This is a genomic window from Tistlia consotensis USBA 355 (assembly GCF_900177295.1).
Lineage (GTDB): Bacteria > Pseudomonadota > Alphaproteobacteria > Kiloniellales > DSM-21159 > Tistlia > Tistlia consotensis.
In genome coordinates this window covers 45,884-71,359 of sequence record NZ_FWZX01000013.1, presented here as the reverse complement: position 1 = coordinate 71,359, position 25,476 = coordinate 45,884, and the positions used below count along the sequence as shown (strand labels likewise).

Annotated in this window: 24 protein-coding genes; 16 read left to right on the top strand and 8 right to left on the bottom strand. The window is 72.1% G+C overall.

Features of this window, described 5'->3' with window-relative positions:
- Nucleotides 1–29: 29 nt before the first annotated feature.
- The 3 genes from B9O00_RS16250 to B9O00_RS16240 form a co-directional block, all read right to left on the bottom strand.
- Nucleotides 30–386: a peptidoglycan-binding domain-containing protein gene (locus B9O00_RS16250; RefSeq protein WP_085123746.1), complete on the bottom strand. Its 357-nt coding sequence runs from the start codon at nt 384–386 to the stop codon at nt 30–32.
- A 237-nt stretch (nt 387–623) separates the two neighbouring features.
- Entirely contained in the window at nt 624–2,696 is a 2,073-nt protein-coding gene (locus B9O00_RS16245; protein ID WP_085123745.1) for a catalase, read from the bottom strand.
- A gap of 177 nt (nt 2,697–2,873) precedes the next feature.
- Nucleotides 2,874–3,089, bottom strand: coding sequence for a hypothetical protein (locus B9O00_RS16240; protein WP_085123744.1), 216 nt, complete (start codon nt 3,087–3,089; stop codon nt 2,874–2,876).
- A gap of 443 nt (nt 3,090–3,532) precedes the next feature.
- On the opposite strand from B9O00_RS16240, the gene B9O00_RS16235 reads away from it, so the two are divergent.
- The 4 genes from B9O00_RS16235 (at nt 3,533) to B9O00_RS16220 (ending at nt 7,391) form a co-directional block, all read left to right on the top strand.
- The gene (locus tag B9O00_RS16235; RefSeq protein WP_085123743.1) at nt 3,533–4,123 is read left to right on the top strand and encodes a PRC-barrel domain-containing protein; all 591 of its coding nucleotides are present in this window, start codon (nt 3,533–3,535) and stop codon (nt 4,121–4,123) included.
- Nucleotides 4,124–4,525: 402 nt separating this feature from the next.
- Nucleotides 4,526–5,698, top strand: a complete 1,173-nt coding sequence (locus tag B9O00_RS16230) for a TIGR03364 family FAD-dependent oxidoreductase (protein WP_235017144.1) — start codon at nt 4,526–4,528, stop codon at nt 5,696–5,698.
- Nucleotides 5,698–6,516, top strand: a complete 819-nt coding sequence (gene phnX, locus B9O00_RS16225; protein ID WP_200808542.1) for a phosphonoacetaldehyde hydrolase — start codon at nt 5,698–5,700, stop codon at nt 6,514–6,516. The genes B9O00_RS16230 and phnX overlap by 1 nt, the downstream gene beginning before the upstream one ends.
- Before the next feature lie 152 nt (nt 6,517–6,668).
- Nucleotides 6,669–7,391, top strand: a complete 723-nt coding sequence (locus B9O00_RS16220; RefSeq protein ID WP_089229570.1) for a DUF6134 family protein — start codon at nt 6,669–6,671, stop codon at nt 7,389–7,391.
- Between the two features lie 28 nt (nt 7,392–7,419).
- On the opposite strand, the gene B9O00_RS16215 is transcribed toward B9O00_RS16220, so the two are convergent.
- Nucleotides 7,420–8,730 (bottom strand): branched-chain amino acid ABC transporter permease, encoded by a 1,311-nt coding sequence (locus tag B9O00_RS16215; RefSeq protein ID WP_235017143.1) that lies wholly within the window; start codon nt 8,728–8,730, stop codon nt 7,420–7,422.
- A gap of 120 nt (nt 8,731–8,850) precedes the next feature.
- Between B9O00_RS16215 and B9O00_RS16210 the strand changes: the two genes are divergently transcribed.
- The 6 genes from B9O00_RS16210 (at nt 8,851) to B9O00_RS16185 (ending at nt 13,915) form a co-directional block, all read left to right on the top strand.
- Nucleotides 8,851–9,402: a DUF924 family protein gene (locus B9O00_RS16210; protein WP_085123740.1), complete on the top strand. Its 552-nt coding sequence runs from the start codon at nt 8,851–8,853 to the stop codon at nt 9,400–9,402.
- Between the two features lie 13 nt (nt 9,403–9,415).
- On the top strand, nt 9,416–9,793 hold the full coding sequence (locus tag B9O00_RS16205) for a hypothetical protein (RefSeq protein ID WP_085123739.1): 378 nt from the start codon (nt 9,416–9,418) through the stop codon (nt 9,791–9,793).
- A 59-nt stretch (nt 9,794–9,852) separates the two neighbouring features.
- On the top strand, nt 9,853–10,764 hold the full coding sequence (locus tag B9O00_RS16200) for an endonuclease/exonuclease/phosphatase family protein (RefSeq protein WP_085123738.1): 912 nt from the start codon (nt 9,853–9,855) through the stop codon (nt 10,762–10,764).
- Between the two features lie 101 nt (nt 10,765–10,865).
- Nucleotides 10,866–12,209, top strand: coding sequence for a TldD/PmbA family protein (locus B9O00_RS16195; RefSeq protein ID WP_085123737.1), 1,344 nt, complete (start codon nt 10,866–10,868; stop codon nt 12,207–12,209).
- 30 nt (nt 12,210–12,239) lie between these two features.
- On the top strand, nt 12,240–13,493 hold the full coding sequence (locus tag B9O00_RS16190) for an aconitase X (protein WP_085123736.1): 1,254 nt from the start codon (nt 12,240–12,242) through the stop codon (nt 13,491–13,493).
- Entirely contained in the window at nt 13,490–13,915 is a 426-nt protein-coding gene (locus tag B9O00_RS16185; RefSeq protein ID WP_085123735.1) for an aconitase X swivel domain-containing protein, read from the top strand. Before B9O00_RS16190 ends, B9O00_RS16185 begins: the two co-directional genes overlap by 4 nt.
- A gap of 152 nt (nt 13,916–14,067) precedes the next feature.
- On the opposite strand, the gene B9O00_RS16180 is transcribed toward B9O00_RS16185, so the two are convergent.
- Nucleotides 14,068–16,026 (bottom strand): acetoacetate--CoA ligase, encoded by a 1,959-nt coding sequence (locus B9O00_RS16180; RefSeq protein ID WP_085123734.1) that lies wholly within the window; start codon nt 16,024–16,026, stop codon nt 14,068–14,070.
- A 132-nt stretch (nt 16,027–16,158) separates the two neighbouring features.
- Between B9O00_RS16180 and B9O00_RS16175 the strand changes: the two genes are divergently transcribed.
- The gene (locus tag B9O00_RS16175) at nt 16,159–17,142 is read left to right on the top strand and encodes a DMT family transporter (RefSeq protein ID WP_085123733.1); all 984 of its coding nucleotides are present in this window, start codon (nt 16,159–16,161) and stop codon (nt 17,140–17,142) included.
- Here B9O00_RS16175 and B9O00_RS16170 read toward each other — a convergent pair.
- A complete protein-coding gene (locus tag B9O00_RS16170; RefSeq protein WP_089229571.1) occupies nt 17,139–19,001 on the bottom strand; it encodes a hypothetical protein in 1,863 nt (620 codons plus the stop codon). The two genes, B9O00_RS16175 and B9O00_RS16170, sit on opposite strands and share 4 nt — an antisense overlap.
- A 69-nt stretch (nt 19,002–19,070) precedes the next feature.
- Entirely contained in the window at nt 19,071–20,237 is a 1,167-nt protein-coding gene (locus tag B9O00_RS16165) for a hypothetical protein (protein WP_085123731.1), read from the bottom strand.
- A 159-nt stretch (nt 20,238–20,396) separates the two neighbouring features.
- Between B9O00_RS16165 and B9O00_RS16160 the strand changes: the two genes are divergently transcribed.
- From B9O00_RS16160 to B9O00_RS16145, 4 genes are all read left to right on the top strand, one after another.
- Nucleotides 20,397–21,314 carry a DMT family transporter gene (locus B9O00_RS16160; protein ID WP_085123730.1) on the top strand — a complete coding sequence of 306 codons (918 nt, stop codon included), beginning with the start codon at nt 20,397–20,399 and terminating at the stop codon, nt 21,312–21,314.
- A gap of 13 nt (nt 21,315–21,327) precedes the next feature.
- Nucleotides 21,328–21,960, top strand: coding sequence for a glutathione S-transferase family protein (locus tag B9O00_RS16155; protein ID WP_085123729.1), 633 nt, complete (start codon nt 21,328–21,330; stop codon nt 21,958–21,960).
- Nucleotides 21,961–22,043: 83 nt separating this feature from the next.
- A complete protein-coding gene (locus B9O00_RS16150) occupies nt 22,044–22,829 on the top strand; it encodes a phospholipase D-like domain-containing protein (RefSeq protein WP_085123728.1) in 786 nt (261 codons plus the stop codon).
- Nucleotides 22,830–22,838: 9 nt separating this feature from the next.
- Entirely contained in the window at nt 22,839–23,429 is a 591-nt protein-coding gene (locus tag B9O00_RS16145; protein WP_085123727.1) for a phospholipase D-like domain-containing protein, read from the top strand.
- Here B9O00_RS16145 and B9O00_RS16140 read toward each other — a convergent pair.
- Nucleotides 23,426–24,073: a TetR/AcrR family transcriptional regulator gene (locus tag B9O00_RS16140; protein WP_085123726.1), complete on the bottom strand. Its 648-nt coding sequence runs from the start codon at nt 24,071–24,073 to the stop codon at nt 23,426–23,428. The genes B9O00_RS16145 and B9O00_RS16140 overlap by 4 nt on opposite strands.
- A 156-nt stretch (nt 24,074–24,229) precedes the next feature.
- Between B9O00_RS16140 and B9O00_RS16135 the strand changes: the two genes are divergently transcribed.
- Nucleotides 24,230–25,447 (top strand): efflux RND transporter periplasmic adaptor subunit, encoded by a 1,218-nt coding sequence (locus tag B9O00_RS16135; protein ID WP_235017141.1) that lies wholly within the window; start codon nt 24,230–24,232, stop codon nt 25,445–25,447.
- Nucleotides 25,448–25,476: the final 29 nt, after the last annotated feature.

Sequence of the window (25,476 nt, the reverse complement as noted above, 5' to 3'; positions counted from 1 at the left end):
CGTCCCGGCCGGCTGCGGCAGGCGTCAGGTCAGGAAGCGGCCTTCAGGGCCGACCGGGTCGCCTTGTCGAGGCGGCCGGTGACCTTCAGCTTGTGAGCCTTCTGGAAACTCTTGATCGCGGCCCGGGTCTTCGGCCCCATCATGCCGTCGACGCTCAGGCCGGCGCCCTGCTTGTTGAGCGCCTCCTGGGCCATCTTCACGGAGGCGCTGCCCTTGTGCGCCATCTTCTTCATCGTGGCCTGGGCGGCAGGCTTCTTGGTCATGGTCTGCGCGGCCTGCGTCTGCGCCTGGGTCGTCCCGGCGGAGGCGACCGAGGGCAGGGCAGCCCCCAGACCGAACAGCAACGCGGCGGCGATCGCCGAAACCCGGATCGACTTCTTGGTCATTTTCTTGCTCCCATGGAAACAAGGTTGTTGCACAAAACAGAGCGGTATGTCGGGCGCCGGAATCTTGGCGCAAGTAGGGTGAGCCGGCGGCCGGATTCTTGCGATTATTTAATGTTGAAGAAAAAAGCGGCCTTCCCGGCCGCTTTCGGAGGGTTCGGCGGCGCGGACGGCAAGTGCTGCGCGCTTCTGACGCAGCCCTCGCCGCCGGCGGAAGCCGCCCGATCGGCCGTTTCAAGGTCAGGCCGGCGCCATCACCTCGGCGGCCCGCTGCCAGGTGCGCAGCGCCCGGAAGCCCTCGACGAAGGCGCCGGCATCCCGGGCGCCCTCGAGCCGGACGAGCCCGTCGCCGCGCCGCGGCAGGCCGGCAGCCTTCAGCAGGGTCGCGCCGGCCGGGTCGAAGCCGATGACCTTCAGGTGGGCGTAGGCGTTGCCGACGAACTCGAGGGCGGCGGCGTTGCGCGTCAGCCGCTCGACCGCCTTCGCCTCGCCGAGGATCGCGACGGCGTCGAACAGCACCGAGGGACCGCCTGCGAGGGCGTGGTCCGCGGGAATCGTCTCGCCGTCCTCGCCGGCCACGCCGCCGCGCCTGGGGGCGACCAGCTCGACCGTCACGCCTTCGGCCTCGACCGCCTTGCGCAGCGCGGCCAGGGTCGCCGGAGCGACGCCGTCGGTGACCAGCACGCCGAGCTTCTTGCCCGGCAGCGCGGGCTCGGCGTTCTCGAGGATCGACAGGGCCGGGGACGGCTCGACCTCGCCGGCCGGCCTGGCCGGCTTCGAGGCCGCCGGCAGCGCGATGCCGAGGCCGGAGGCGACGCGCTTGGCGAGCCCCTCGTCGACGTTGCGCAGGTTCGCGACCATCCGCGTGCGGATCTCCGGCGTGTCGACCATGCCGAGCTCGAAGGTGAAGGCCGCGACGATGTGGTCCTGCTCCGGCTCGGTCTGGCTGACCCAGAACAGGCGCGCCTGCGTGTAGTGGTCGGCGAAGGCCTCGGCGCGGCGTCGCCGCTTCTCGCCCGACAGCGGCTCGGGGAAGCTCTCGTAGCCGAGCCGCGGGTTCTCCAGCGGCTTGTCGGCCTGCAGGCTGCTCGGGTCGTAGGCGACCCGGCCCTTGTTCACCTCGTGGCGGCCGATGCCGTCGCGCTGGTCGTTGGCGAAGGGGCAGCGCGGGCGGTTGATGGGCAGCTCGTGGAAGTTCGGCCCGCCGAGCCGGCTGATCTGGGTGTCGAGATAGGAGAACAGGCGGCCCTGCAGCAGCGGATCGTTGGTGAAGCCGATGCCGGGCACGACGTGGCTCGGGCAGAAGGCGACCTGCTCGGTCTCGGCGAAGACGTTGTCCGGGTTGCGGTTCAGCACCATCCGGCCGACGGTCTCCACCGGCACCAGCTCCTCCGGCACGAGCTTGGTCGGGTCGAGCACGTCGAAGTCGAAGCCGTCGGCCTGCTCCTCCGTGAAGAGCTGCAGGCCCAGCTCCCACTCCGGGTATTCGCCCCGCTCGATCGCCTGCCAGAGGTCCTTGGTCGTCAGGTCGGAATCGGCGCCGGAGATCTTGACCGCCTCGTCCCACAGCAGGGAGGCCAGGCCCAGCTTGGGCTTCCAGTGGAACTTGCAGAGCACGGACTCGCCCTCGGCACTGATCAGCCGGAAGGTGTGGACGCCGAAGCCCTCCATCATGCGCAGGCTGCGCGGGATCGCCCGGTCGGACATCGCCCACATCAGCATGTGGGTGGTCTCGGTGTTGAGCGAGGCGAAGTCCCAGAAGGTGTCGTGCGCCGAGGCGGCCTGCGGGAAGTTGCGGTCCGGCTCGGGCTTCACCGAATGGATCAGGTCCGGGAACTTGATGGCGTCCTGGATGAAGAAGACCGGGATGTTGTTGCCGACCAGGTCGAAGATGCCCTCGTCCGTGTAGAACTTGGTCGCGAAGCCGCGCACGTCGCGCGCCAGGTCGGTCGAGCCCTTGCTGCCGGCGACGGTCGAGAAGCGCGTGAAGGTCTCGGTCTTCCTGCCGACCTCCGACAGGAAACCTGCCTTGGTGACGTGGCCCATGGCCTTGGTGCACTCGAAGTAGCCGTGGGCGCCGGCGCCGCGCGCGTGCACGACGCGCTCGGGGATGCGCTCGTGGTCGAAATGGGTGATCTTCTCCCTGAGGACGAAGTCCTCGAGCAGCGACGGGCCGCGCCCGCCGATCTTCAGCGAATTCTGGTTGTCCGCGACCGCCAGGCCCTGGTTGGTCGTCAGGGTCGGGCGCCCGGCGCCCCTGGTGGCCTGATGCGGCTCGCCGCCCGCGCCGCTGGTCTGCTTCGTGTCCTTCATCTCGACAGCTGCCCTTTCTCGATGGAGCCGGGTCCGGTGCCGGAGAACCCGGTCGTGACTCCACCGCCAACGGCGGCGCGCTGTCGGAGTTCCTGGAATTGTTCTAATTGACGGTGCGGCGTCCGGAGCGCCGTTCGGTCGGGTCGAAGCGCACCGACCGTCGGCTCGGCTCGGTCTCTAGCTGTCCGACAGGTCGTCGCCGACGCCGCGCTCGCGGCTCGCCCGGCGGATCGCGTCGCGGATCGCCAGCAGCAGCTCGCCCGACAGGCCGCTGGCGACGACCCGCGGGTGGGGCAGCATGCTCGGCTGTTCCCTCTCGCCGTCGTGCGACAGCAGATCGAGGCTCGCCGCTTCGCGGAAGACCCGGATCGCCTCCAGGTAGTCTCCGCTCAACCGCAAGCGCTCCCCTCGACACCAAATCTCCACCGATCGGCGAATTTCATCGGCCGTCTGGTCGCCCAGACCCCGCAATTCTTGATCGCCGAAAGGGTTCGGTACCGGACAGGCCGTCAAAACTGCCCCCTTGCTCGCAGCCTGGAGGATCATTGCTTAGTAAGCGCAACTCATCAAGTCCCCTGATGCCCTGCCCCTGAAAGAAAATCGGTTGTGTTACGGCCTTCTAGAGCAATTCGTGCAGATTCGACCGTAACTCCGGCGGCGATGCCTCGGGCTTTTCGGGCCTTCCGCAGGTAGAGAGCGCGGCTTCGCGGACGAGGCCTGTGGCTGGCCCCCGTATTGCCCCATTCCTTGACGGAACCCTTTTCGGAAGCCCCTCGTTCTTGGGGCATCGGGCACGGGGTGTCTCCCGGAGCCCGCTACGAATACAGGAGGAAGCCATGTTGCGCAGCTTGCTCACCACCACCGCGCTGGTCGCCCTGCTGGCCGGCGGTGCCGCCTACGGTCAGACCACCCAGTCGGGCGGCGACGCCACGGCGCCGGCGACGCCCAAGGCTGCCGTCGAGGGCCAGGCCGATGCCGGCGCGAAGAGCGATGCCAAGGCCGGGATGGACGCCGCGGCGCCGGCCGGCGGCTTCGTCACCGAGCAGGACGGGAACGAGGTGCTCGCGACCGACTACATCGGCCAGTCGGTGAGGAACGGCCAGGACGAGAAGGTCGGCGACATCAACGACCTGGTCATGGACAAGGACGGCAAGGTGACCGCCGCGGTCATCGGCGTCGGCGGCTTCCTGGGCGTCGGCGAGAAGCAGGTCGGCGTGCCGATCGATTCGATCGAGGCCCGCACCGACAAGGACGGCAACGTCCAGCTGGTCATGCAGTCGACCCGCGAGGAGCTGGAGGCGGCGCCGGACTTCGTCGACCTCAAGGACAAGATGGACGCCCAGCAGGCCGCCCGCGAGAAGCAGCAGATGAACCAGAGCCCGGCTCCCGCGGTTCCGGCGCCGGCGACCGGCGGCACGACCAACTGACCCCCCGCCGGGTCCTCCGGACCGGATCGTGATCCATCATATCCGCTCGCGGGTTTGATGGATCGCGTGACTCTCCTCTAGGCCGGTCGGCGTCGCCCGATCCTTGGCACCCCGACGACGCGGGTGATCCGGCCGGCTCCAGCGCAGCGGCCCGTGTCTCACGGGCCGCTGTCGTTTTTGGCGGCTGCGGTTATGCGCCGCGCTCCCCTTCTCCCCCCGCTGCCGGATTCGGGCCGCCCGCACTTTCCGCTTCATCTCTCTTGCTGCGATGCAGCATCATCGCGGCGGCTGCAGGACGGCGTCACGAAACCGACATTGGACGTGGTCTGCGGCATCGGCCAGAAGGGGCCGCGCGCGAGGCCGGCGGGGCGGCGTGGGGCAGGATTCGAGGGACGATCTTCGGTGAGCGGAAGCAGCAGGGCCTATGACCTGGCCGTCGTCGGCGGCGGCATCCTGGGGCTCGCCCATGCCCTGGCCGCGACGCGGCGCGGCCTCCGTGTCGTGGTCGTCGACCGGGACGTCCGGGCCAACGGCGCCTCGGTCCGCAACTTCGGCTTCGTGACGGTGACCGGGCAGGAGCGAGGCCTGCCCTGGCGACGCGCCCTGCGCAGCCGCGACGTCTGGGCCGAGGTCGCGCCCCAGGCCGGCATCCGCATCGAGCAGCGCGGCCTGCGCGTGCTGGCACGCCGGCCCGAGGCGCTCGCGGTCCTGGAAGCCTTCCTGGCGACGGAGATGGGCGAGGGCTGCCGGCTGCTGACCGCCGCGCAGGCCGCCGAGGGCTTTCCCGGCCTGGCAGCGGACGGCGTCGTCGCAGCCCTGCAGTCGCCCCACGAGCTGCGGGTCGAGTCGCGCGAGGCGATTCCCCGGCTGGCCGCCTGGCTGGCCGAGCGCCAGGGCGTCGACTTCCTGCGCCCGGCGCTGGTCCGCGAGGTGGCGCCGCCGCGGGTCGAGACGACGGCGGGCCGCATCGAGGCCGGAACCGTGGTGGTCTGCCCGGGCGACGACTTCCTCAGCCTCTATCCGGAGCGGATCGCGGCCTACGGCCTGACCCGCTGCCTGCTGCACATGATGCGGGTCCGGCCGCGCGAGGCCGGCTTCCGGCTGCCCTGCCCGGTGATGTCCGACCTCGGCCTGGTGCGCTACGCCGGCTATGCCGCGCTGCCCGAGGCGGCGGCCCTGCGCGCCCGGCTCGGGCAGGAGCAGCCGCGGCACCTGGCGGAGGGCATCCACCTGATCGCCGTCGCCGGCGCGGACGGCTCGCTGGTGGTCGGCGATTCGCACCGCTACGACCCGACCCCCCATCCCTTCGCCGACGCCGCGGTCGACCGCCTGATCCTCGACGAGCTGGGCGCCGCGACCGGCCTCGCCGAGCCCGAGGTCCTCGAGCGCTGGACCGGCACCTACGCCTCGGCCTCGGACCGGGTGATGCTGGTCGACCGGCCCGAGGAGCGGGTGCGCCTGGTCATCGTCACCGGCGGCACCGGCGCCTCGACCGGCTTTGCGATCGGCGAGGAGGTGATCGCCGAGCTGTTCGGCGACGCTCGGGACGGCGACGAGAGGCGGGAGACGGCGTGATGGCACTGCAGGCGATCCAGGCGGTGGTCTTCGACTGGGCCGGCACCATGGTCGACTTCGGCTCGCTGGCCCCGATGGGCGCCTTCGTCGAGGTCTTCGGCCGGTTCGGCGTCGAGATCACGATCGAGGAGGCGCGGCGGCCGATGGGCCTGCCGAAGCTCGACCACATCCGTGCCCTGGGCGCCGAGCCCAGGATCGCCGAGGCCTGGAGCCGGGCCAACGGCACGCCCTTCGACGAGGCGGCGGCGCGGGCGATCTACGAGGTCTTCGTGCCGCTCAACGCCGAGGTCGTCGCCGACTATGCCGATCTGGTGCCGGGCGCCGCCCGGCTGGTCGCCGCGCTGCGCCGGGACGGCGTCAGGATCGGCTCCACCACGGGCTATACGCGCGACATCATGGAGCGGCTGCTGCCGAAGGCCGCCGAGCAGGGCTACGCGCCGGACAACCTGGTCTGCGCCGGCGACCTGGCGGCCGGCCGGCCGACCCCGCTGATGATGTACAAGTGCTTCGTCGACCTCGGCGTCTGGCAGCCCGAGCGGGTCGTCAAGGTCGACGACACCGAGCCCGGGCTCGCCGAGGGCCTGGCCGCCGGCACCTGGACGGTCGGCGTGTCGCTGTCCGGCAACGCCGTCGGGCTGTCGCCCGCCGAGCTGGCCGCGGCCGAGCCGGCCGAGGTCGCCCGCCTCGACGGCGCGGCGCGCGAGCGCCTGTTCGCGGCCGGGGCGCACGCCGTGGTCGACAGCGTCGCCGACCTGCTGCCGCTGCTCGGCCGCCTCGACGTCCTGATCCGGGGCGGCGCGCGGCCGCATCGCCTGTGACCGGCCGCCCTGCCGTGCGGTCAACGCAGTTGTGAAGCGGCTCGGCCGCCGGTCGTGGCGGCGGAACCTTGTCTCGCGGGCCTTTCCACTCTATCTGACCAGCCGTGATCGCCGCCCGGGCCGGTCTGCCGGGCACCTGGAGGGGGTATCCCTTGCCGTCTGGATCCATCAGCCGCCGCGCGCTCGTCGCCGGCCTCGTGAGCACGCCGCTGCTCGCCGCAGCGCCCCTGCCGGGCGGCCTGTCGGCGCGCGCCTGGGCGGCGCCGATGCCGGCGCTGCAGTTCGACATCCTGCGCAAGGGCGACACCATCGGCTCCCACCGGGTTTCGGCCGAGAAGGCGGCGGACGACCTGCAGATCGACATCGAGACCGAGATCAAGGTGCGGGTGCTCGGCCTCACCGCCTATCGCTATCGCCACCAGGGCCGCGAGACCTGGCGCAGGGAGGGCGACGGCATCCGGCTGGTCGGCCTGGAGACGCGCACCGACGACGACGGCACCAAGCTGTCGGTCGAAGGCGAGGCCGAGGGCGGGATCTTCAAGGTCGACGGCAGCGCCGGCCCGGTCACCGCGCCGGCCGACGTGGTGCCGGCGAGCTACTGGTCGCCGCTGGTGCTCCGGCGCAGCGAGCTGCTGAGCGCCAAGGACGGCGACCTCTTCCCGATCCGGGTCGAGCAGCGCGGCCGCGAGACCATCGAGTCGGCCGGCCAGCAGGTCGCCACGCAGCACGCCTTCATCCCCGGCGACCCGGCCGTGCACCTCTGGTTCGACGACCGTCAGCAGATCCGGCGGCTGGCCTTCGAGACGCACGGCGAGTTCATCGACTACCGGCTGCGCCGCATCGGCCCCTTCGGTCTGGACGACAGGGTGTTCTGAGCGCCTTGCGGGGCTCCCCGGGCTCCGGCTACAGCCCGTCCGACCAGTCGCGGGCGCGGCCGAGCAGGCCGTACGGCCGGAAGATCAGCACCAGGGTCAGCAGGCTGAAGATCGCGATGTCCTTGTAGGCGAGCGACAGGTAGGCCGACCAGAAGGTCTCCAGCAGGCCGATCAGGACGCCGCCGAGCAGCGCGCCGGGCAGCGAGCCGATGCCGCCGACGATCGCCGCCGTCAGCGCCTTGAAGCCGATCAGCGCACCGGCGTTGAAGCCGACGCCGCCGTAGTAGAGCGTCAGCACCACGCCGCCGAGGCCGGCGAACAGCCCGCCCAGTGCGAAGGAGGCGCCGACGATGCGGTCGACGTCGATGCCCATCAGCGCCGCCGCCTTGCGGTCGTCGGCCGTCGCGCGCAGCTGCAGGCCGAGCCGGCTGTGGCGCAGGCCGGCGAACAGCAGCAGGCTTGCTGCCAGGGTCAGGCCGACGACGGCGATCTGGCCGAGGGTGACGCCGGTCCAGACCCCGCCGAACGACACCAGCTCGACACGCTGCGGCAGCGGCGGCGCCAGCCAGTGCTCGCCGGCGCCCTGCAGCAGGCGCACCGCCTCGGGCAGGACGATCGCGATGCCGATCGTCGCGATCAGCATCATCTGCGAGCTGCCGCCGCGCAGCCGCTTCAGGGCCAGTCGGTCGCTGGCCCAGGCATAGAGCGCGCCGCTGCCGGCGCCGGCGGCCAGCACGACCAGCAGCCCGGTCAGGGCGCCGCCGGCGCGCCACATCCGGCCGCTCTCCTCGCCGACCAGGGCGAGGGTCGCCAGCAGGGCGGCGAAGGCGGCGACCATGGTGATCTGGCCGAACGCCAGGTTGATCCGCTCGATGATGCCGTAGACCAGCGAGTAGCCGACCGCCAGCAGGCCGTAGAGGCAGCAGATCGCCAGCGCGTTGATCACCGTCTGGACGAAGTAGAGCAGCTCGCCCGACGGGCCGCTCGGCCAGACGGCCGGGGCGCGGCCCTTCTCGCCCTCGGGCAGGTCGAGCCAGACGCGCAGCAGGTCGAGCTGGATCGGGGTCAGCCGGCCGTCCCGGTCGGTCTCGACCGACGCGAGCTCCAGGCGGCCCTGCTCGAAGCCGCTGCCGGCGAAGCGGCAGACGTGCCAGCGCAGGGCGCCGCCGGCGCGATAGCTGATGCGCACCGCCGGCGGCCTGCCCGCCGGCCCCGAATCGAGGGCCTCGGCGTCGACCAGCTGGTGGTCGGGCCCGACGAAGGCCGTCATCAGCCGCTCGCAGAGCTGGCTCTGCTCGGGATCCGGGCCGCAGCCGGCGAGCGCCGACAGCAGGATCACGCAGGCGAGGAGCCGGAGGAGCGGACGGACGGTGGGGCGGCCCATGGCGTCTGAGACTTGAGCACAAGGCGGGCGAAGCTGCTAGCCTCCGCTCCCGGGCGAAACGGCGAGACGGGAACGATGAGCGAGGCGGAGATCGAGTCGGTGCTGGCCTTCTGGTTTGCCGAGGGCCGGGACGCGCAGTGGTTCGAACGCGACGAGGCCTTCGACCGGGCGGTCGGCGGGGCGCTCGGGGCGCTGCACGAGCGCGCCGCCGCCGGCGAGCTCGACCACTGGGCCGCCGAGCCGGAGGGCGCGCTGGCCCTGGTCGTCCTGCTCGACCAGGTGCCGCGCAACCTCTTCCGCGGCACGCCCCGCGCCTTCGCGACGGATGCCCGTGCGCTCGCCGTCTGCCGGGCCGCCCTGGCCGCCGGCCACGACGCGGCGCTGGCCGACGACCGCCGGCGGATCTTTCTCTACCTGCCGCTGGAGCACAGCGAGGACCTGGCCGACCAGGAGCGCTGCGTCGCGCTCTGCGCGCGGCTCTCGAACCCGGACTGGCTGAGCTACGCCGAGCGCCACCGGGACGTCATCGCCCGCTTCGGGCGCTTTCCCCACCGCAACGCCCTGCTCGGCCGCGCAACCACCGAGGCCGAAGCGGCGTTCCTGCAGCAGCCCGGTTCCAGCTTCTAGGGAGCACCCCCCGATGACCCGCCTCTCGCGCCGCCTTCCGCCCCTTGCCGCCGTCCTGCTCGCCGCCGTCCTGGTCGCGGCCGGCGCCCTGCCGCCGGCCGCGGCGCCGGCCCGGGCCGAGAGCAGCCTGGCCGCCAAGGAGGCGGTCTACACCGACTACTACCGGGCGGTCGCCGCCTACGGGCAATGCCGCAAGAAGCATCTGGGGCAGGCGGCCCACGACGCCATCGCCCACTATGTCGAGCAGCAGGGCATGAGCGAGATCGGCACCAAGCGGCTGCTGCTGATCCAGCAGGCCAAGGACGACATCCGCGCCGCCGGCTGCAACAGCCCGCTCGCGACAGAGGCGCTGCAGCGCTTCGACAGGGAGCTCGCGCCGCTGCTGCCGTGACCGCGGTGCGGCCCGCGGCGCCGATGGCCCGCCCGGCCGGTCTGCGCTAGACAGGGGGCATGACCGGCCGGCTGCGCCTCGCGACCTTCAACCTGGAGAACCTGGACGATTCGCCCAGGGCCGCCGTGCCGCTGGCCGAGCGCCTGCCGGTGCTGCGCCCGCAGCTGGCGCGCCTGGAGGCGGACCTGCTGTGTCTGCAGGAGATCAACGCGCCGCGGCACCGGGGCAGCCGGCGGCTCAGCGCGCTCGACCGGCTGCTCGAGAACGGGCCCTACGCCGGCTTCTACCGGGCGGTCAGCCTGTCGCAGAGCGGCCACGGTGCCGCCGACCGGCACAACCTGGCGATCCTGTCGCGCTGGCCGATCCGGCGCTGGCACAGCCTGCGCCACGAGCTGGTCGCGCCGCCCGAGCTGGAGGGCGCGCCCCAGCACTGGGACCGCCCGCTGCTCTGGGCCGAGGTCGAGCTGCCCGGCGGCCGGTCGCTGACCCTGGTCGACCTGCACCTGCGTGCGCCGCGCGCCGTCCCCGAGGAGGGGGAGGGCGGATCGGACTGGGCCCCGGGCTTCTTCCGGGCGACGGTCCGGCGGCTCGGCCAGGCGCTCGAGGCACGGCTCCTGGTCGAGCGGCTGCTGGCGGCCGATCCCGAGGCCCTGGTCGCGGTCTGCGGCGACTGCAACGCGCCGCTGGAGGACGACACGCTGCGCCTGCTCGAGGGCCGCGCCGACGAGGACGGCGCCGAGGTGCCGGCGCTGCTGCGCCTGATCGACCTGGCCCGGGCCCTGCCCGAGGACCGGCGCTACAGCCTGCTGCACGGCGGCGAGCGGCTGCTGCTCGACCACATCCTGGCCAGCCGGCCGCTCTACGGCCTGTTCCGCGCCGTCGAGATCCACAACGAGCTGCTGACCGAGGAGGAGGACGCGGGCCCGGCCAGCGGCCACGCGCCCCTGGTCGCCGAGTTCGCCCTGCCATGAGGGTGGTGGCCATGAGGGTGGTGGCCATGAGGGTCGCGCAGCGCCACCGCGGCACCCTATATAGCGGATAGCCCATCAGAGAGACGTCACGAGGAGGTTCCATGGCGGTGAGCGACGACGACGGCGCCCTGCTGCAGGCGGTGCTGGACAAGGCGAAGCGGGCTGGTGCCGACGCGGCCGACGCCCTGGTCGTGCACGGCGCGGCGATCAGCCATGCCCAGCGCCTCGGCCAGGTCGAGCGGCTCGAGCGCGAGGAGGGGCACGACCTCGGCCTGCGCGTCTTCATCGGCCATCGCCAGGCCATCGTCTCGACCACCGACTTCGTCGGCGACGCCCTGGACGAGCTGGTCGGACGCGCCGTCGCCATGGCCCGCGCGGTGCCGGAGGACAGCTACTGCGGCCTCGCCGAGCCCGGCCAGGTCGCCCACGACTTTCCCGAGCTCGACGCGCTCGACCCCGAGGAGCCCGCGCCCGAGCTGCTGATCGAGCGCGCCCGCGCCTGCGAGGCGGCGGCGCGCGCGGTGCCCGGCATCACCAACTCCGAGGGCGCCGAGGCCAGCTGGTCCTCGCACCGCGTCGCGGTCGCCGCGACCAACGGCTTCTCCGGCAGCTACGCCGGCTCGCGTCATTCGCTCGGCGTCTCCGTGCTGGCCGGCGAGGGGCTGGGCATGGAGCGCGACTACGACTTCTCCTCGGCGGTCTACGGCAGCGATCTGCGCGATCCCGAGGAGGTCGGGCGCAGCGCCGCCGAGAAGGCGGTCAGGCGCCTGAAGCCACGCAAGCCGAAGACCGGGAAGGTGCCGATCGTCTTCGACCCCCGGGTCGCCAACTCGCTGCTGCGCCACTTCGCCGGCGCGATCACCGGCACAGCGATCGCGCGCGGCACCTCCTTCCTCAAGGACAGGCTCGGCGAGAAGGTCTTCGCCGAGGGCCTCCGGGTCATCGACGACCCGCACCGCGCCCGCGGCCTGCGCTCCAAGCCCTTCGACGCCGAGGGGCTGGCGACCCGGGAGCGCGCGCTGATCGAGGACGGCGTGCTGACCGGCTGGCTGCTCGACCTCGCCTCGGCCCGCCAGCTCGGGCTGGCGCCGACCGGCAACGCGGCGCGCGGCGTCTCGGGCCCGCCGGGGCCGAGCGCCAGCAACCTCTACCTGGCGCCCGGCGAGCGCTCGGCCGCCGAGCTGATCGGCGAGATCGAGCAGGGCTTCTACGTCACCGAGATGATGGGCATGGGTGCCAACGGCGTCACCGGCGACTACAGCCGCGGCGCCACCGGCTTCTGGATCGAGCAGGGCGAGCTCGCCTACCCGGTCTCCGAGGCGACGGTCGCCGGCAACCTCAAAACCATGTTCCTGAACCTGACGCCGGCCGACGACCTGGTGTTCCGCTACGGCACGGATTCGCCGACCGTCCGGATCGACGGCATGACCGTGGCCGGCGCCTGAGCCTGGGCCCCGGACAGCGTAGGTGAGGCCATGCTGGCCCTGACCGCCGAGGAACGCGCGATCGCCGGCGGCCGGGACGGGACCGGCGCGGCGCTCGCGCTGCGCCTCGTCGCCGAGGCCGGCCGGCTGCTCGGCGCGGAGCGGCTGATCCCGGTCGCCTCGGCCCACATCGACGGCTGCCTCTACCACGGCGACGGCGGCACCGAGTTCGCCGAGCGGCTGGTCGAGGGCGGCGCCCGGGTCGCGGTGCCGAGCACCACCAACGTCGGCGCGCTCGACCTGCTGCGCCCGGAGAACGTGCGCCTGCAGGGCCACGAGCGGGCGATGGCGCTCCGGCTCATGAAGGCCCACGAGGCGCTCGGCTGCCGGCCGTCCTGGACCTGCGCGCCCTACCAGGCCGGGCACCGGCCGGCCGCCGGGACCGACGTCGCCTGGGGCGAGTCGAACGCCGTCGCCTTCGTCAACTCCGTGCTCGGCGCACGCAGCAACCGCTACGGCGACTTCCTCGACCTCGCCTGCGCGGTCGCCGGCAAGGCGCCAGACTATGGCCTGCACCGGGCCGAGGCGCGTCGCGCCACGGTGCTGGTCGAGCTCGCCGGCTTCAATCCCGCGCTCTTCGCCGAGGAGGCCTTCTATCCCGTGCTCGGCGCCTGGTACGGCCGGGCGATCGGCGAGGCGATCGGGGTGATCGCGGGATTGCCGGCGGGTCTCGCCGAGGACCGCCTGAAGGCCTTCGGGGCGGCGGCCGCCTCGACCGGCGCGGTCGCCCTGTTCCATGTCGCCGGCGTCACGCCGGAGGCGCCGGACGCCGCGACCGCCCTGGGCGGCCTGCCGCCGGCGGCGCTGCTGCGCCCCGACGCCGCGGCGCTGCTCGCGGTGCGCGCCGGACTCTCGACGAGCGACAGCGAACGCCTCGACGCCGTGGCCCTGGGCAGCCCGCACTTCTCCTTCGCCGAGTTCGAGGCCCTGGCCGCCGCCCTGGCCGGCCGCCACAGCCGGGTGCCGGTCTACGCCTGCACCGGCCGCCACACCCTGGCGCGGCTCGAGTCGGCGGGGCTGACCGGGCCCCTGCAGCAGGCCGGCGTCCGCCTGGTCGCCGACACCTGCGTCGTGGTGACGCCGATCCTCGAGGGCTTCGAGGGCGTGCTGATGACCAACTCCGGCAAGTTCGCCCACTACGCGCCCGGCAACACCGGCTACGGCGTCGTCTTCGGCAGCCTCCGGGACTGTGTCGAAAGCGCCGTCGCCGGGCGGGTCCTGCGCGACGAGAGCCTCTGGACATGATTGCGCTTCCGGAACGAACGCTCGACGGCGAGAGCCTGCTGCCGGGCAGCGCCGCGGGTCGGCTGCTGGTGCTCACGGCGCCGCTGTCCTTCTGGGGCGGGGTCGAGCCGAAGACCGGGCGCATCGTCATGGCGAGCCACCCCCAGCGCGACCAGGAGATCGCCGGCCGGCTGCTGGCGCTGCCGGGCACGATCGGCTCCAGCTCCTCCTCCTCGGTGATGCTTGAGCTGCTGCGCGAGGGCGCCGCCCCGGCCGGCCTGCTGCTGGCCGGCGTCGACGCCATCCTGCTGCTCGGCATCGCCGTCGCCCGCGAGCTCGGCTACCGGCCGATCCCGGCGCTGAGGCTCGATCCGGCGGCGTTGAGGGCGCTGCCGGACGGCGCCGAGGCCAGGATCGAGGAAGGGCGGCTGGTGGTGGGGTAGGGCGTTTCTGCGGCTTTTCCACTTGCACCCATTCGCTTCACCCTGAGCTTGTCGAAGGGCGAAGCGAAGTCGGCACGGTCCGGCCGGTTCGGCTCCATGGTTCGACAGGCTCACCATGAAGCCGATTGGGGGGAAACGGAGAGGAGCGCCGCCTAGGCCTTCAGCTCGCTCCGGTCGCGGTAGTGGTCCAGGGCCTCGGGGTTGGCCAGGGCCTCCTGGTTCTTGATCGGGCGGCCGTGGACGACGTCGCGCACCGCGAGCTCGACGATCTTGCCCGAGCGGGTGCGCGGGATGTCCGGCACGGCGAGGATCTTGGCCGGCACGTGGCGCGGGCTGGCGCCCTCGCGGATCGTCTTCCGGATGCGCGCGACGAGCTCGTCGTCGAGCGTCTTGCCCTCGGCCAGCTTGACGAACAGCACGACGCGCACGTCGCCGTCCCAGTTCTGGCCGATGACGATCGATTCCAGCACCTCGGGCAGCTTCTCGACCTGGCGGTAGATCTCGGCCGTGCCGATGCGCACGCCGCCGGGGTTCAGCACGGCGTCGGAGCGGCCGTAGATGACGATGCCGCCGTGCGTCGTCAGCTCGACGAAGTCGCCGTGGCACCAGACGCCCGGGAAGCGCTCGAAGTAGGCCGCGCGGTAGCGCTCGCCGTCGGGATCGTTCCAGAAGCAGAGCGGCATCGAGGGAAAGGGCCTGACGCAGACCAGCTCGCCCTGCTCGCCGACCACCGGCTGGCCCTCGTCGTTCCAGACCTCGACCGCCATGCCGAGGCCGCGTGCCTGGATCTCGCCGCGCCAGACCGGGCCGATCGGGTTGCCGAGCACGAAGCAGGAGACGATGTCGGTGCCGCCGGAGATCGACGACAGGCAGACGTCCTTCTTGACGTCCCGGTAGACGTAGTCGAAGGACTCCGGCACCAGCGGCGAGCCGGTCGAGCAGATCACCCGCACGCTCGAGAGGTCGTGGGTCTCGATCGGCTTGAGGCCGGCCTTGGCGCAGGCGTCGATGTACTTGGCCGAGGTGCCGAACAGGCTCGCCTTCTCGGCCTGCAGGTAGTCGTAGACGACGTCCCTGGTCGGGTGGAAGGGCGAGCCGTCGTAGAGCAGCAGCGTCGCCTCGCTGGCCAGCCCCGAGACCAGCCAGTTCCACATCATCCAGCCGCAGGTCGTGAAGTAGAAGATCCGGTCGCCCGGCTTCACGTCGCTCTGCAGGCGGTGCTCCTTCAGGTGCTGCAGCAGGGTGCCGCCGACGCCGTGCACGATGCACTTCGGCTTACCGGTCGTGCCCGAGGAGAACATGATGTAGAGCGGCGCGTTGAAGCCCTGGCGGAGGTAGGCGATCGGGCCGGCCTCGAAGGGCGCCAGGAAGTCGGCCAGCCAGACGCCCTTCGGGACGCCCGGCTCGGCCGAGCCGTCCCCGATCAGCGGGCAGAGCACGACCTTGCCGACGCTGGGCAGCTCCGCCGCGACGGCCCGGACCTTGGCCCGGATGTCCAGGGTCTTGCCGGCGTAGAAGTAGCCGTCGCAGGCGAACAGCACCTTGGGCTCGATCTGGCCGAAGCGGTCGAGCACGCCCTGCTCGCCGAAGTCGGGCGAGCAGGAGGAGAAGACGGCGCCGAGCGCGGCCGTCGCCAGCATGGCGATCACCGTCTCGGGCATGTTCGGCAGGTAGGCGGCGACCCGGTCGCCGGGGCCGACGCCCTCGGCCGCCAGCGCCTGGGCGGTGCGCGAGACGGCGGTGGTGAGCTCGGCCCAGGTCAGGCGCCGCTCGGCCTTGTCCTCGCTGCGGAACACGATCGCCTCGGATCCGTCGTTCCGGCGCAGCAGGTTCTCCGCGAAGTTGAGCGTCACCTCGGGGAAGAAGCGGGCGCCCGGCATCCTGTCGCCGTCGAGCAGGCCCGGCGTGAGCGGTCCCTCGCCGATCACCCCGCACCAGTCCCAGATCGCGCGCCAGAAGCCCTCGACGTCGCGGATCGACCAGTCGTAGAGCGCGTCGTAGCCGCCGAAGGCGAGGCCGCTGCGCTCGCTCAGCGCCTGCATGAAGCGGGTCAGGTTGGCGTCGGCGACGCGCTCGGGCGACGGGGTCCAGAGCGGCTGGGTCTCGGTCATGGGCGGCTCGTCTCGCGCAGGAGGAAGGCTCGGGGCGCCGCACCATAAGTCCCGCCCGCGAGCGGGCGCAAGGCAGCCCTGCGGGGCGCACTGCTGGTCAGTGGTTGCGCCGCACCCTACGCTGACGTCCCGATGACCTCCGACAGCGACAAGGCCGTTCCGGCGGCGGGGCCGGGCCATCCGCCCGGCGGCCGGTTCGGCCTGCAGGCCGTGAGCGCGCCGATGCTGGCCGCGCTCTACATGGTCGGCGCGTCGCTCGGCTTCACCATCATGAACGTCGCGATCCGCGAGGCCTCGCAGGAGGTCAGCGCGCTCGAGGTCGTGTTCTTCCGCAACTTCTTCGCGATGCTCTTCATGATGCCCTGGTTCGCCCGGGCCGGCCTGTCGGTGCTGCGGACCGAGCGGCTCAGGCTCTACATCTGGCGCTCGGTGATCGGCCTGGTCGCGATGATGCTGTGGTTCAGCTCGCTGGCCCTGCTGCCGCTCGCCGAGGCGGTGACCCTGGGCTTCACGGCGCCGCTCTTCGCGACCGGCGCGGCGGCGATCTTCCTGGGCGAGGTCGTGCGCGCCCGGCGCTGGACCGCGACGGCGATCGGCTTCCTCGGCGTGCTGGTCGTGCTCAGGCCCGGCTTCCAGGCGCTGACCTGGCCGATGGCCCTGCCGATCGTCTCGGCCGCCTTCATGGCGGTCTCGATCGTCATCGTGAAGAAGCTCAGCCGCACCGAGGCGCCCGGCACCATCGTGTTCTTCATGAATGTCCTGCTGGCGCCGCTGTCGCTGATCCCGGCGCTCTTCGTCTGGCAGTGGCCGAGCTGGTGGGTGCTCGGCCTGATGACCCTGGTCGGCTTCGTCGCGGTGTTCAGCCACGTCGCGCTGACCCGCGCCTACCAGATGGCCGACGCCAGCGCGATGCTGCCCTTCGACTATACCAAGCTGCCCTTCGTCGCGGCGCTCGGCTTCGCGCTCTACGGCGAGGTGCCGGACCTCTGGACCCTGGTCGGCGCCGGCATCATCGCCGGCTCCTCGCTCTACATCGCGCATCGCGAATCGGTCGTCGCCCGCGAGCGGCGCGTCAGCCTGGCCGCCAGCGAGGCGCCGCGGGCGAGCGGGGGCTAGTAGCGGAAGCTGTATTCTCCGTGGAGGTCGGCCGGACAGCGTCGCACGAGTGGGCCGCCGACGCCGCGCAGCGCGACCTGCCAGTCGCCGTCCCCGCCGTCCTGCGGGCGGAAGGCGACGACGTCGCGCCAGAGATAGGTCATCCCGGTGCCCGGGTGAACGCCGTCCGGCTGCCAGCCCAGCGCGACGTTGCCGGCCCGGTGCGGGTTGGGCGGGCCGTCGGGGACGGGCCCGCCTTGCCAGTCGGGATAGTAAAAGCCCGCTCCTCGCCAGTCCCGCTCGGCGGTGTCGAGCCGGCTGCTCCAGCCCCGCTGCAGGTAGGACAGGACCGCGCCGTCGTTCGGGTGGCCGTAGGGGCGATCGAGGTTCGGCTTGACGCCGGAGGAATAGACGATGCGGCCGCCGCCGATCACGCCTGCGTTGGCGAGGGGATCCCTGGCCGGTGCCGCGAAATAGGGAGCCTGCCACGGCCAGCGCCGAAAGCCCGGCGCCGGAGGCGCCGGCGTCATGATCAGGTCGCGTACGTTACGACCGTCGTTCATCAGGTATCGGCGGCCGTCCGTGAAGACCTCGCGGACCATCCCGGCCGTGCGGTCGTAGGTGTCCTTCAGCCAGCTGTCGGCACCGTGGTGGACCGCCACGAGCCCGACGTAGCGCGGCGGATTTGCGGTCTTCAGGGACGGCATCTCGAACAGGGAGTTGTCGCCGGGGAGCAGGATGAAGCGCTGGCCGTTGTCCTGGTCGGCCGGCGTTCCCAGGACGACCGGGTGGTTCTGGATGTTGTCGACGGTCAGGTCGTCGCCTGCCAGTTGGACCAGCTCGTCTTCCCCGAGGACGTTCAGCAGGATTCTCAGGTCCTCGATCTGGTCGAGCAGGCCGGTGACGTGTTGCTGAAGGTGGCTCTCTGGCTCCTGCAGGCGCAGGGCGTCAGTCCAATAGACGAGATTGTCCCACACTTTCTCGGTGACCAAACGAGGTGCCATCGTTGGGTAGTGCTGCCGCCTGACCCAATCCGCGAGGTCTTTGATCAGCTGGTCGTAGTAGTGGCGCCGCGCGAACTCGAGGATCGTCTGCGTAGCATTATTTCGGGTCGCCCAGCCGAGCTTCCTCCGGGCGGCTTCGTCGACGAGTTCGGGCAGGTAGTCGTGGACCTCGGAGGTAGGGCGGTCCCGGTTCCGGCCGTTGAGGTCGGGGTTCCAGGCGCTTGCGTCGCCATGGTAACCGGCGACGCAGACCGACGCGATGATGCCGTTGTCGTTCGTATCGAGGTCCCGTCCTGTCCCGCCCGTCCCGCGCTCCAGGAAGCCCCAGGGTGTCCAGAGCCGATGCGGCACGACGGCACCGTTCGGGCCGAGCGGCCAGAGGTACAGGCCAGCTCGCTGGGCGACCGGTATCGGGTGGTTCGCTATGTCGGCGCGGCGCTGCATCAGGATCTGGACCAGCAGCCGCGCGTAGAACTGCTTGGCCGTCCTGCTGCCGAGCTCCTGCTGCGGCACGATCCAGCGCAGGGTTCGCGCCCGCCGGTTCTTCTCCACCATGCCCAGGTGGTCCAAGTCCCAGTGGGTGAGGATCATGACCGGATCGGAGCAGACGCAGGGCACGTTGTCGTCGTTCAGCTGGTCGTACGTCTCCAGGGTGTCCTGGTTCCCAGGCCCCGGCAGGCCGTAGTCGACGTAGGCGCAGATCTGGCCGCCGTTGTCGAACAGGGCCACGCAGTTGCCCTGGCCGACGTCGAAGGCCGCGACGAAGGGCTGGTACTCGGCGGCGTTGCCGTTCAGGTTGCCCGGCCACGGCTGCTCGGCAGCGATCTGCGCATTCATACGGGTCGTGATCGGCACGGAGATCATCGGGTTCGGCACGGTTGCGGACCTCCTCGAAGGCGTGTTGGCCAGAAGGCGTGTTGGCCAGAAGGCGTGTTGGCCAGCGGCTCAGGGCTCGGCGGACGAACGCCGCTGCGGGAAGTTCAGCGCCCAGAGCAGGGCGCGCTGCGCGCGCGGCGCCGAGGCGACGTCGACGAGCGGGCGCTCCTGCAGGACCTCGCCCTCGTCGCCGGACGGCACGGCGATCACCGCCATCCCCGGCACGTAGGCGTCCGGCGGGCCGGGCAGCGCCCGGCCGGGGCCGAGCCGCAGCCCGAGCCAGAGGCCGGGCCCGATCAGCGGGTCCGGCAGCTCCGAGTCGGGCGGCATCTGCTCGGGCAGCGTCAGCTCCAGGCTGTAGACCGGCGCCGGCAGACTCCTGTCGAGCGTGACCAGGTGGTAGAGCAGATGGACGTCGTGGCAGGCGGCGCGCTCCTTGTCCGACAGCTCGGCCTGGAAGCGCGCGAAAGGCGCGTAGTCGTAGTGCTCGAGCAGGCCTTCCAGCGTCGCGGTGTCCGCGGCGACCTTCGTGTTCGGGCTGTTGGCCAGGGCCGCCCAGACCAGCTCGAACCAGATCTGGTCGATCGCCTCCAGGACCAGGACGATGCGCGAGCGCGATGCCTGCCGGTCCCAGACCGTCTCGACGGCGGTGACGAAGACGTAGAGCTCGAGCGCCGCGTCGGGCGGCGGCGGCCCGCTCGGCAGGCCGTCGCGGAAGATCGGCGGCAGGTCCCCGGGACCGAAGGGCGGCGGCCCCTTCCCCTGTTCCTCGGGCGGCGCGACCTCGGGCGTCGGCAGCCCGACCGACTGCTGGTCGAGGCCGAGCTTGTGGACCAGTGCGTCGAGCTCGCCGCGCAGCTTGTCGAGCCGCGGGTTGAGCCGGTTCTTGGGCTTGTTCTCCTCGAAGGTCATCGGCGAGACGCGCTGCCGCTCGTAGGCCCGCTTCAGCCGGTCGATCGCGTCCGAGACCCTGTCGTTGCCGTCCTTCAGCTCGCCGGACAGGCGGTAGAGCTCGCGCTGCAGATCGGGTAACCCAGGCTTGCCCTCGGCAGCGTCGATCTCCTGCCGCGTGCTCTGGTATCTGAGTGCCGTCGCGCAGAGAGCGTTGAGCGCGTCGGTCAGCGCGGTCAGCTCGTTGCTGCCGGGTTTCGTCCACTTGCCGATCCGGGCGGTCTCTTCCCGAATGGCCTGCCACTCGGCGCTGTCGGGAGGCTTCGATGAGGAGCGGTCAGCCATGAGCCATTCCGATGCGCCTGCGGTGCCGAAGCGGAAGGGGCCGGGCGCCCTCAGCCCGGCCTCGGGTCCCGTGCCTCACGGGAGAGGACGATCCGGGCGGCGCGCTGTGATGCCGCGCGCTTCGTCACCGGTCCGGCGGCGCAGGACCGGAGCAGGCGTTTGAGCCCCCGCCAGCGCTTCGCCGGGCTGCACCCGAACCTGCAGGGCGCGGCCTGGATGGTCGCGGCGGCGACGGTCTTCTCGATCAACGGCGTGCTGGTCAAGGAGCTGGCGGCCGGCGGCCTGTCGTTCTGGCAGGTCGCCTTCGCCCGCGCCTTCTTCGCCCTGCTGCCGCTGCTGCCCTTCGTCTGGCGCAACGGCGCGGCGGCCTTCCGCACGACCTATCCGGCGACGCACCTGCTGCGGGCGCTGTTCGGCGCCGGCGCCATGACCGCCGGCTTCTATGCCCTGTCCAGGCTGCCGCTCGCCCTGGTCACGGCGATCGGCTTCACCTCGCCGCTCTTCACCATCGTGCTCTCGGCCCTGGTGCTGCGCGAGCTGGTGCGCTGGCGGCGCTGGAGCGCGACCGCGATCGGCTTCCTCGGCATGCTGGTCATGGTCCGGCCCGGCGGCGCCGGCTTCGACCCGGCGATGCTGGCCGCCGTCGGCATGGCGCTCGGCACCGCCTGCGCGGTCATCCTGGTCAAGCGCTTCCCGAAGGGCGAGAGCCAGACCGCGATGCTGGTCTGGTTCTGCGTCACCTCGATCCTGACCAGCGCCGGCCCGGCGGTTCACGTCTGGCAGGATCCGACGGCGGTGCAGTGGCTGCTGCTGGTCGGCGTCGGGGTGGTCGGCGTCGCCGCCCAGGCGATGATCGTCAACGCCTACCGCACCGGTGAGGCCTCCTTCGTCGCCTCCTTCGACTACTCGCGGCTGCTCGGCGCCGCCGTCCTGGGCTTCGCCTTCTTCGCCGAGGTCCCGGACCTCTATACCCTGCTGGGCGCGGCGATCATCGTCGGCTCGTCGCTCTACATCGCGCACCGCGAGGCGCAGCTCGGCAAGCAGGCGCCGCCGGCGACGGTCGTCGGGCGCGGCTAGGGGGGAGGTCCCGATGTCGATCCCGGTCCTGCACGGCGCGCCCTACAGCGTCTACGTCCGCATCGCCCGGCTCGCCTTCGAGGAGAAGGGCGTCGCCTACGAGCTCAGGCCCGTCGACATCTTCGCCGCCGGGGGGCCGCCGCCCGGCTACGAGCGGCTGCAGCCTTTCGGCCGGATCCCGGCCCTGGAGCACGGCGATTTCCGGCTCTACGAGACCGACGCGATCGTGCGCTACCTGGACGAGGCCTTCCCGGGCCCGGCGCTCAGCCCCGAGGCGCCGCGCGAGCGGGCGCGCATGACCCAGGTCATGCGGATCCTCGACAACTACGGCTATCCGAGCCTGGTCTGGGGCGTCTTCGTGCGCGAGGCCGGCTCCGAGGCCGACCGCGATCCGGTCCGGCTGGCGGCGGCGATCGAGCCCGCCAGGCGCTGTCTCGCAGTGCTGGAGGAACTGCTCGCCGGCCCCTTCTTCCTCGGCGAGCGGCTCAGCCTCGCCGACCTCCATGCCGCGCCGATGCTGACCTATCTGGCCCTGGCGCCGACCGGCCGGCGCCTGCTGGAGGCGCGGCCGGGGCTCTCGGCCTGGCTGACCCGCATGGCCGGGCGCCCGAGCCTGGCTGCGACGCGCTTTCCGGCGGAGGGCTGAGCCGGGGCGTCCCGTCCGCCCGCGAATCGCCCTACCCTGGCCGGCCTCACAGGCGGCTGGACCAGGCAGGCGGACGGACGGCGATGGACGAGACGAGCATTCCGGCTGTCGCGCCGGCTTCCTACCCGCCGCGGCCGGGCAACCGGCTGCAGCCCCTGGTCGACGGCATCCCCGCCTTCCGCCGCATCGCCGCAGCGGTCGAGGCCGCGCGGCACAGCGTCTGGCTGCTCGCGACCTTCGCGGCGGCGGACTTCCCGATGCCGGACGGCCGCGGCTCCCTGCTCGACCTGCTCGACCGGGCCGCGGCGCGCGGCCTCGACGTGCGGGCGATCTTCTGGCGACCCGATCCGGAGAGCAGCGGCTGGGGCCAGACCTTCGCCGGCACGCCGGCCGACCGGGCGTTGCTGGCGGAGCGCGGCTCGGCCTTCGCGATCCGCTGGGACCGGGCGCCGGCCGGCTTCTGGCAGCACCAGAAGTGCTGGCTCGTCGACGCTGGCCGGACCGGCGAGACCGTCTTCCTCGGCGGCATGAACCCGACGCCCTGGGTGCTGGCCACCCCCGGCCACCCCGAGCCGGGCGGTCGCCACGACCTCGCCCTCGAGCTGGCGGGCCCCGCGGCGAGCGACCTGCAGCACAACTTCGTCCAGCGCTGGAACGAGGCCAGCGAGCGGGCGGCCGCGGACGGCCTGTGGGGCGAGGGCGCCGAGACCGACCTGCCGTTCCCGACACGGCTCTCGGTGCCGGCGGGCGGCAGCCTGGTGCAGATCCAGCGCATGCTGCCGGCCGGCTGGTACGGCGACGCGCCGCCGGCGCCGGGCACCGGGGCCTTCGGGGTCGCCGAGGGCGAACGGACGATCCTGAGGCAGTAACGCCGGGCGATCGAGGGCGCCCGGCGCACGATCTACCTGGAGAACCAGGCGGTTCCGGTGCCGGCGGTCGCCGGCTGGCTGGAGGCGGCGCTGGCCCGCTGCGTGGAGGTCGTGCTGCTGGTGCCGGCGGAGCCCGAAGGCGCGGTCGCACGCTGGCGGCGCGGCGACTCCGAGGAGGGGCGGGCGCTGTTCGCGGCCCTGGCGGCGCTCGGCCGTTTCCCGACCTTCACCCTGGCCGGCCTCGCGGCGCGCGACGCCGCCGGCCGCCGCCGGGCGGTCTACGTCCACGCCAAGGCCATGCTGGTCGACGACGCCTGGCTGACCCTCGGCTCCTGCAACCTCCACAGGCGCTCGCTGTCGGGGCACAGCGAGCTCAATGCCGCGGTCTGGGATCCGGCCGTGGCGCGCGGCCTCAGGGTCGCGCTCTTCGCCGAGCATCTCGGCCGCGACACCGCCGGGCTCGACGACCGCGCGGCGCTGCGGCTCTTCGCCGGGACGGCCCGGCGCAACCGGGACCGTCTGCGGGCCGGCGAGGCGGACTGGCCGGGCCTCGCCGTCGCCCTCGATCCGGATCGCTACGGCGAGACGCCCGTGTTCTAACCCTTCCGCCCGGCGCCGAGGCCGTCGAGGAAGATCGCGACCGCGGTCTCGGCACGGCTCCGCAGCTGCTCGGGCGTCGGCGGCGGGGCACACTGGGCGATGACTCTGAGCACCCACTGGCCCTGCAGCATCGAGAGGAACAGGTCGGCAGCCAGCTCCGGATCCTCGACCTGCAGCTTGCCGGCGCGGGTCGCGCTCTCCAGATAGCGGGCGACCCGGCCGCTGAGTTCGCGCGGGCCGTGGCGCAGGAAGGTCTCGATCATGTGCGGGAAGCGGCCGCCCTCGGCGCAGAAGATGCCCATGGTGCGGATCGACTCGGGCGCGAAGACCTTCTCCAGGAAGGCGGCGGCCAGGGCCAGGAGCACGGCGCGCGGATCGTTGCGCTCGTCGAGCACCAGCTGCATCGACTCGCTGAAGGCGCTGCAGCGCTCGGCGACGGCGGCCTCGAGCAGGCCGTCCTTGCCGCCGAAGGCCTCGTAGAGCGTCGCCCGCGAGCCGCCGGACAGCGAGATGATGTCGTTGAGGGTGGCGGCCTCGCAGCCCTTGTCCTGCATGACCTGCCAGGCGGCCTCGATCATGGCGCGCCGGCGCGCCTCGCCGCGCGACTGGATCTTGCGGGCTGCGGTCGTCGTGTCGTCGGTCATGGCCGAATCGCCGTCTCGGTCATTTTCTCGAGCGAAGCCTCTTGCACTGCAGCAGAAAAGAGATACTGTATCGTACAGTACAGTTTCTCGCCGGCTATCGCAACAGACTTTGTCCCCAGGGGAAAAAGTCTGTTTTTTTGGTGAAGGATCCGTGCCTTGTCGAGTTCAGCGACCCTCCATTCTACCGCTTTCCGGCTGCCGCTGGCCGCCCTGCTGACCGCTGCCGCGCTGCTGCTGGCCGCCTGCAACCAGGAGGATTCGGCCAGCGCCCAGCCCGCGGCGCCGCAGCCGCCGCAGGTCGGCGTGCGCACGCTGCACGCGCGGACCGTCCAGCTCAGCACCGAGCTGCCGGGCCGCACCGTCGCCTACCGCAGGGCCGAGGTCCGCCCGCAGGTCGACGGCATCATCCAGAAGCGGCTGTTCGAGGAGGGCGCGACGGTCGAGGCCGGCCAGCCGCTCTACCAGATCGACCCGGCGACCTACCAGGCCGAGGTCAAGTCGGCCGAGGCCGCGCTGGAACGGGCCCGGGCGACGCTGGCGGCGACGACAACCAAGCTCAAGCGCTACCGCGACCTGATCAGCCGCAAGGCGGTCAGCCAGCAGGACTACGACGATCTCGCCGCCACCCAGGCCGAGGAGAAGGCGGACGTCGCGTCCGACGAGGCCGCCCTCGAGAAGGCCCGGATCAACCTGGAATACACCGTCGTCTCGGCGCCGATCGCCGGCCGCATCGGCCGCTCCTCGATCACCGAGGGCGCGCTGGTCACGGCCAACCAGGCCAGCGCGCTGGCGACCATCACCCAGCTCGACCCGATCTACGTCGATCTCACCGAATCGAGCGACGACCTGCTGCGCACGCGGCGCGCCATCGCCCGGGGCGAGATCACGGTGACCGCCAAGGGCGACCTGCCGGTCCGGCTCAAGGTCGACGGCGTCGGCGAGTACCCCGAAGAGGGGCGGGTGCAGTTCTCCGAGGTCGTGGTCGACGAGACGACCGGCACGGTCAGCCTGCGTGCCGTCTTTCCGAACCCGAAGCAGGAGCTGATGCCGGGCATGTTCGTGCGCGGGGTGGTCAGCCAGGGCGAGGTGAAGAACGCCTTTCTGGTCCCGCAGGCGGCGCTGCAGCGCGGCACCGACGGCGCGGCCTTCGTCTGGCGGATCGGCGAGGGCGACAAGGTCGAGCAGCGGCCGGTCACCGTGAGCCGCGCGGTCGGCCAGGACTGGCTGGTCACCGAGGGCCTCGCCGACGGCGACCGCATCGCCGTCGACGGCCTGCAGCGGATCCGTCCGGGCGGCCAGGTGACCCCGGTCGATCTCGACGCCAAGCAGGCGCCGGCCCAACCGAAGGCCGGCCAGGCGCCGGCCTCGAGCTGAGCCGCCCCGCCGTCTCCGCCTTTCCCTCA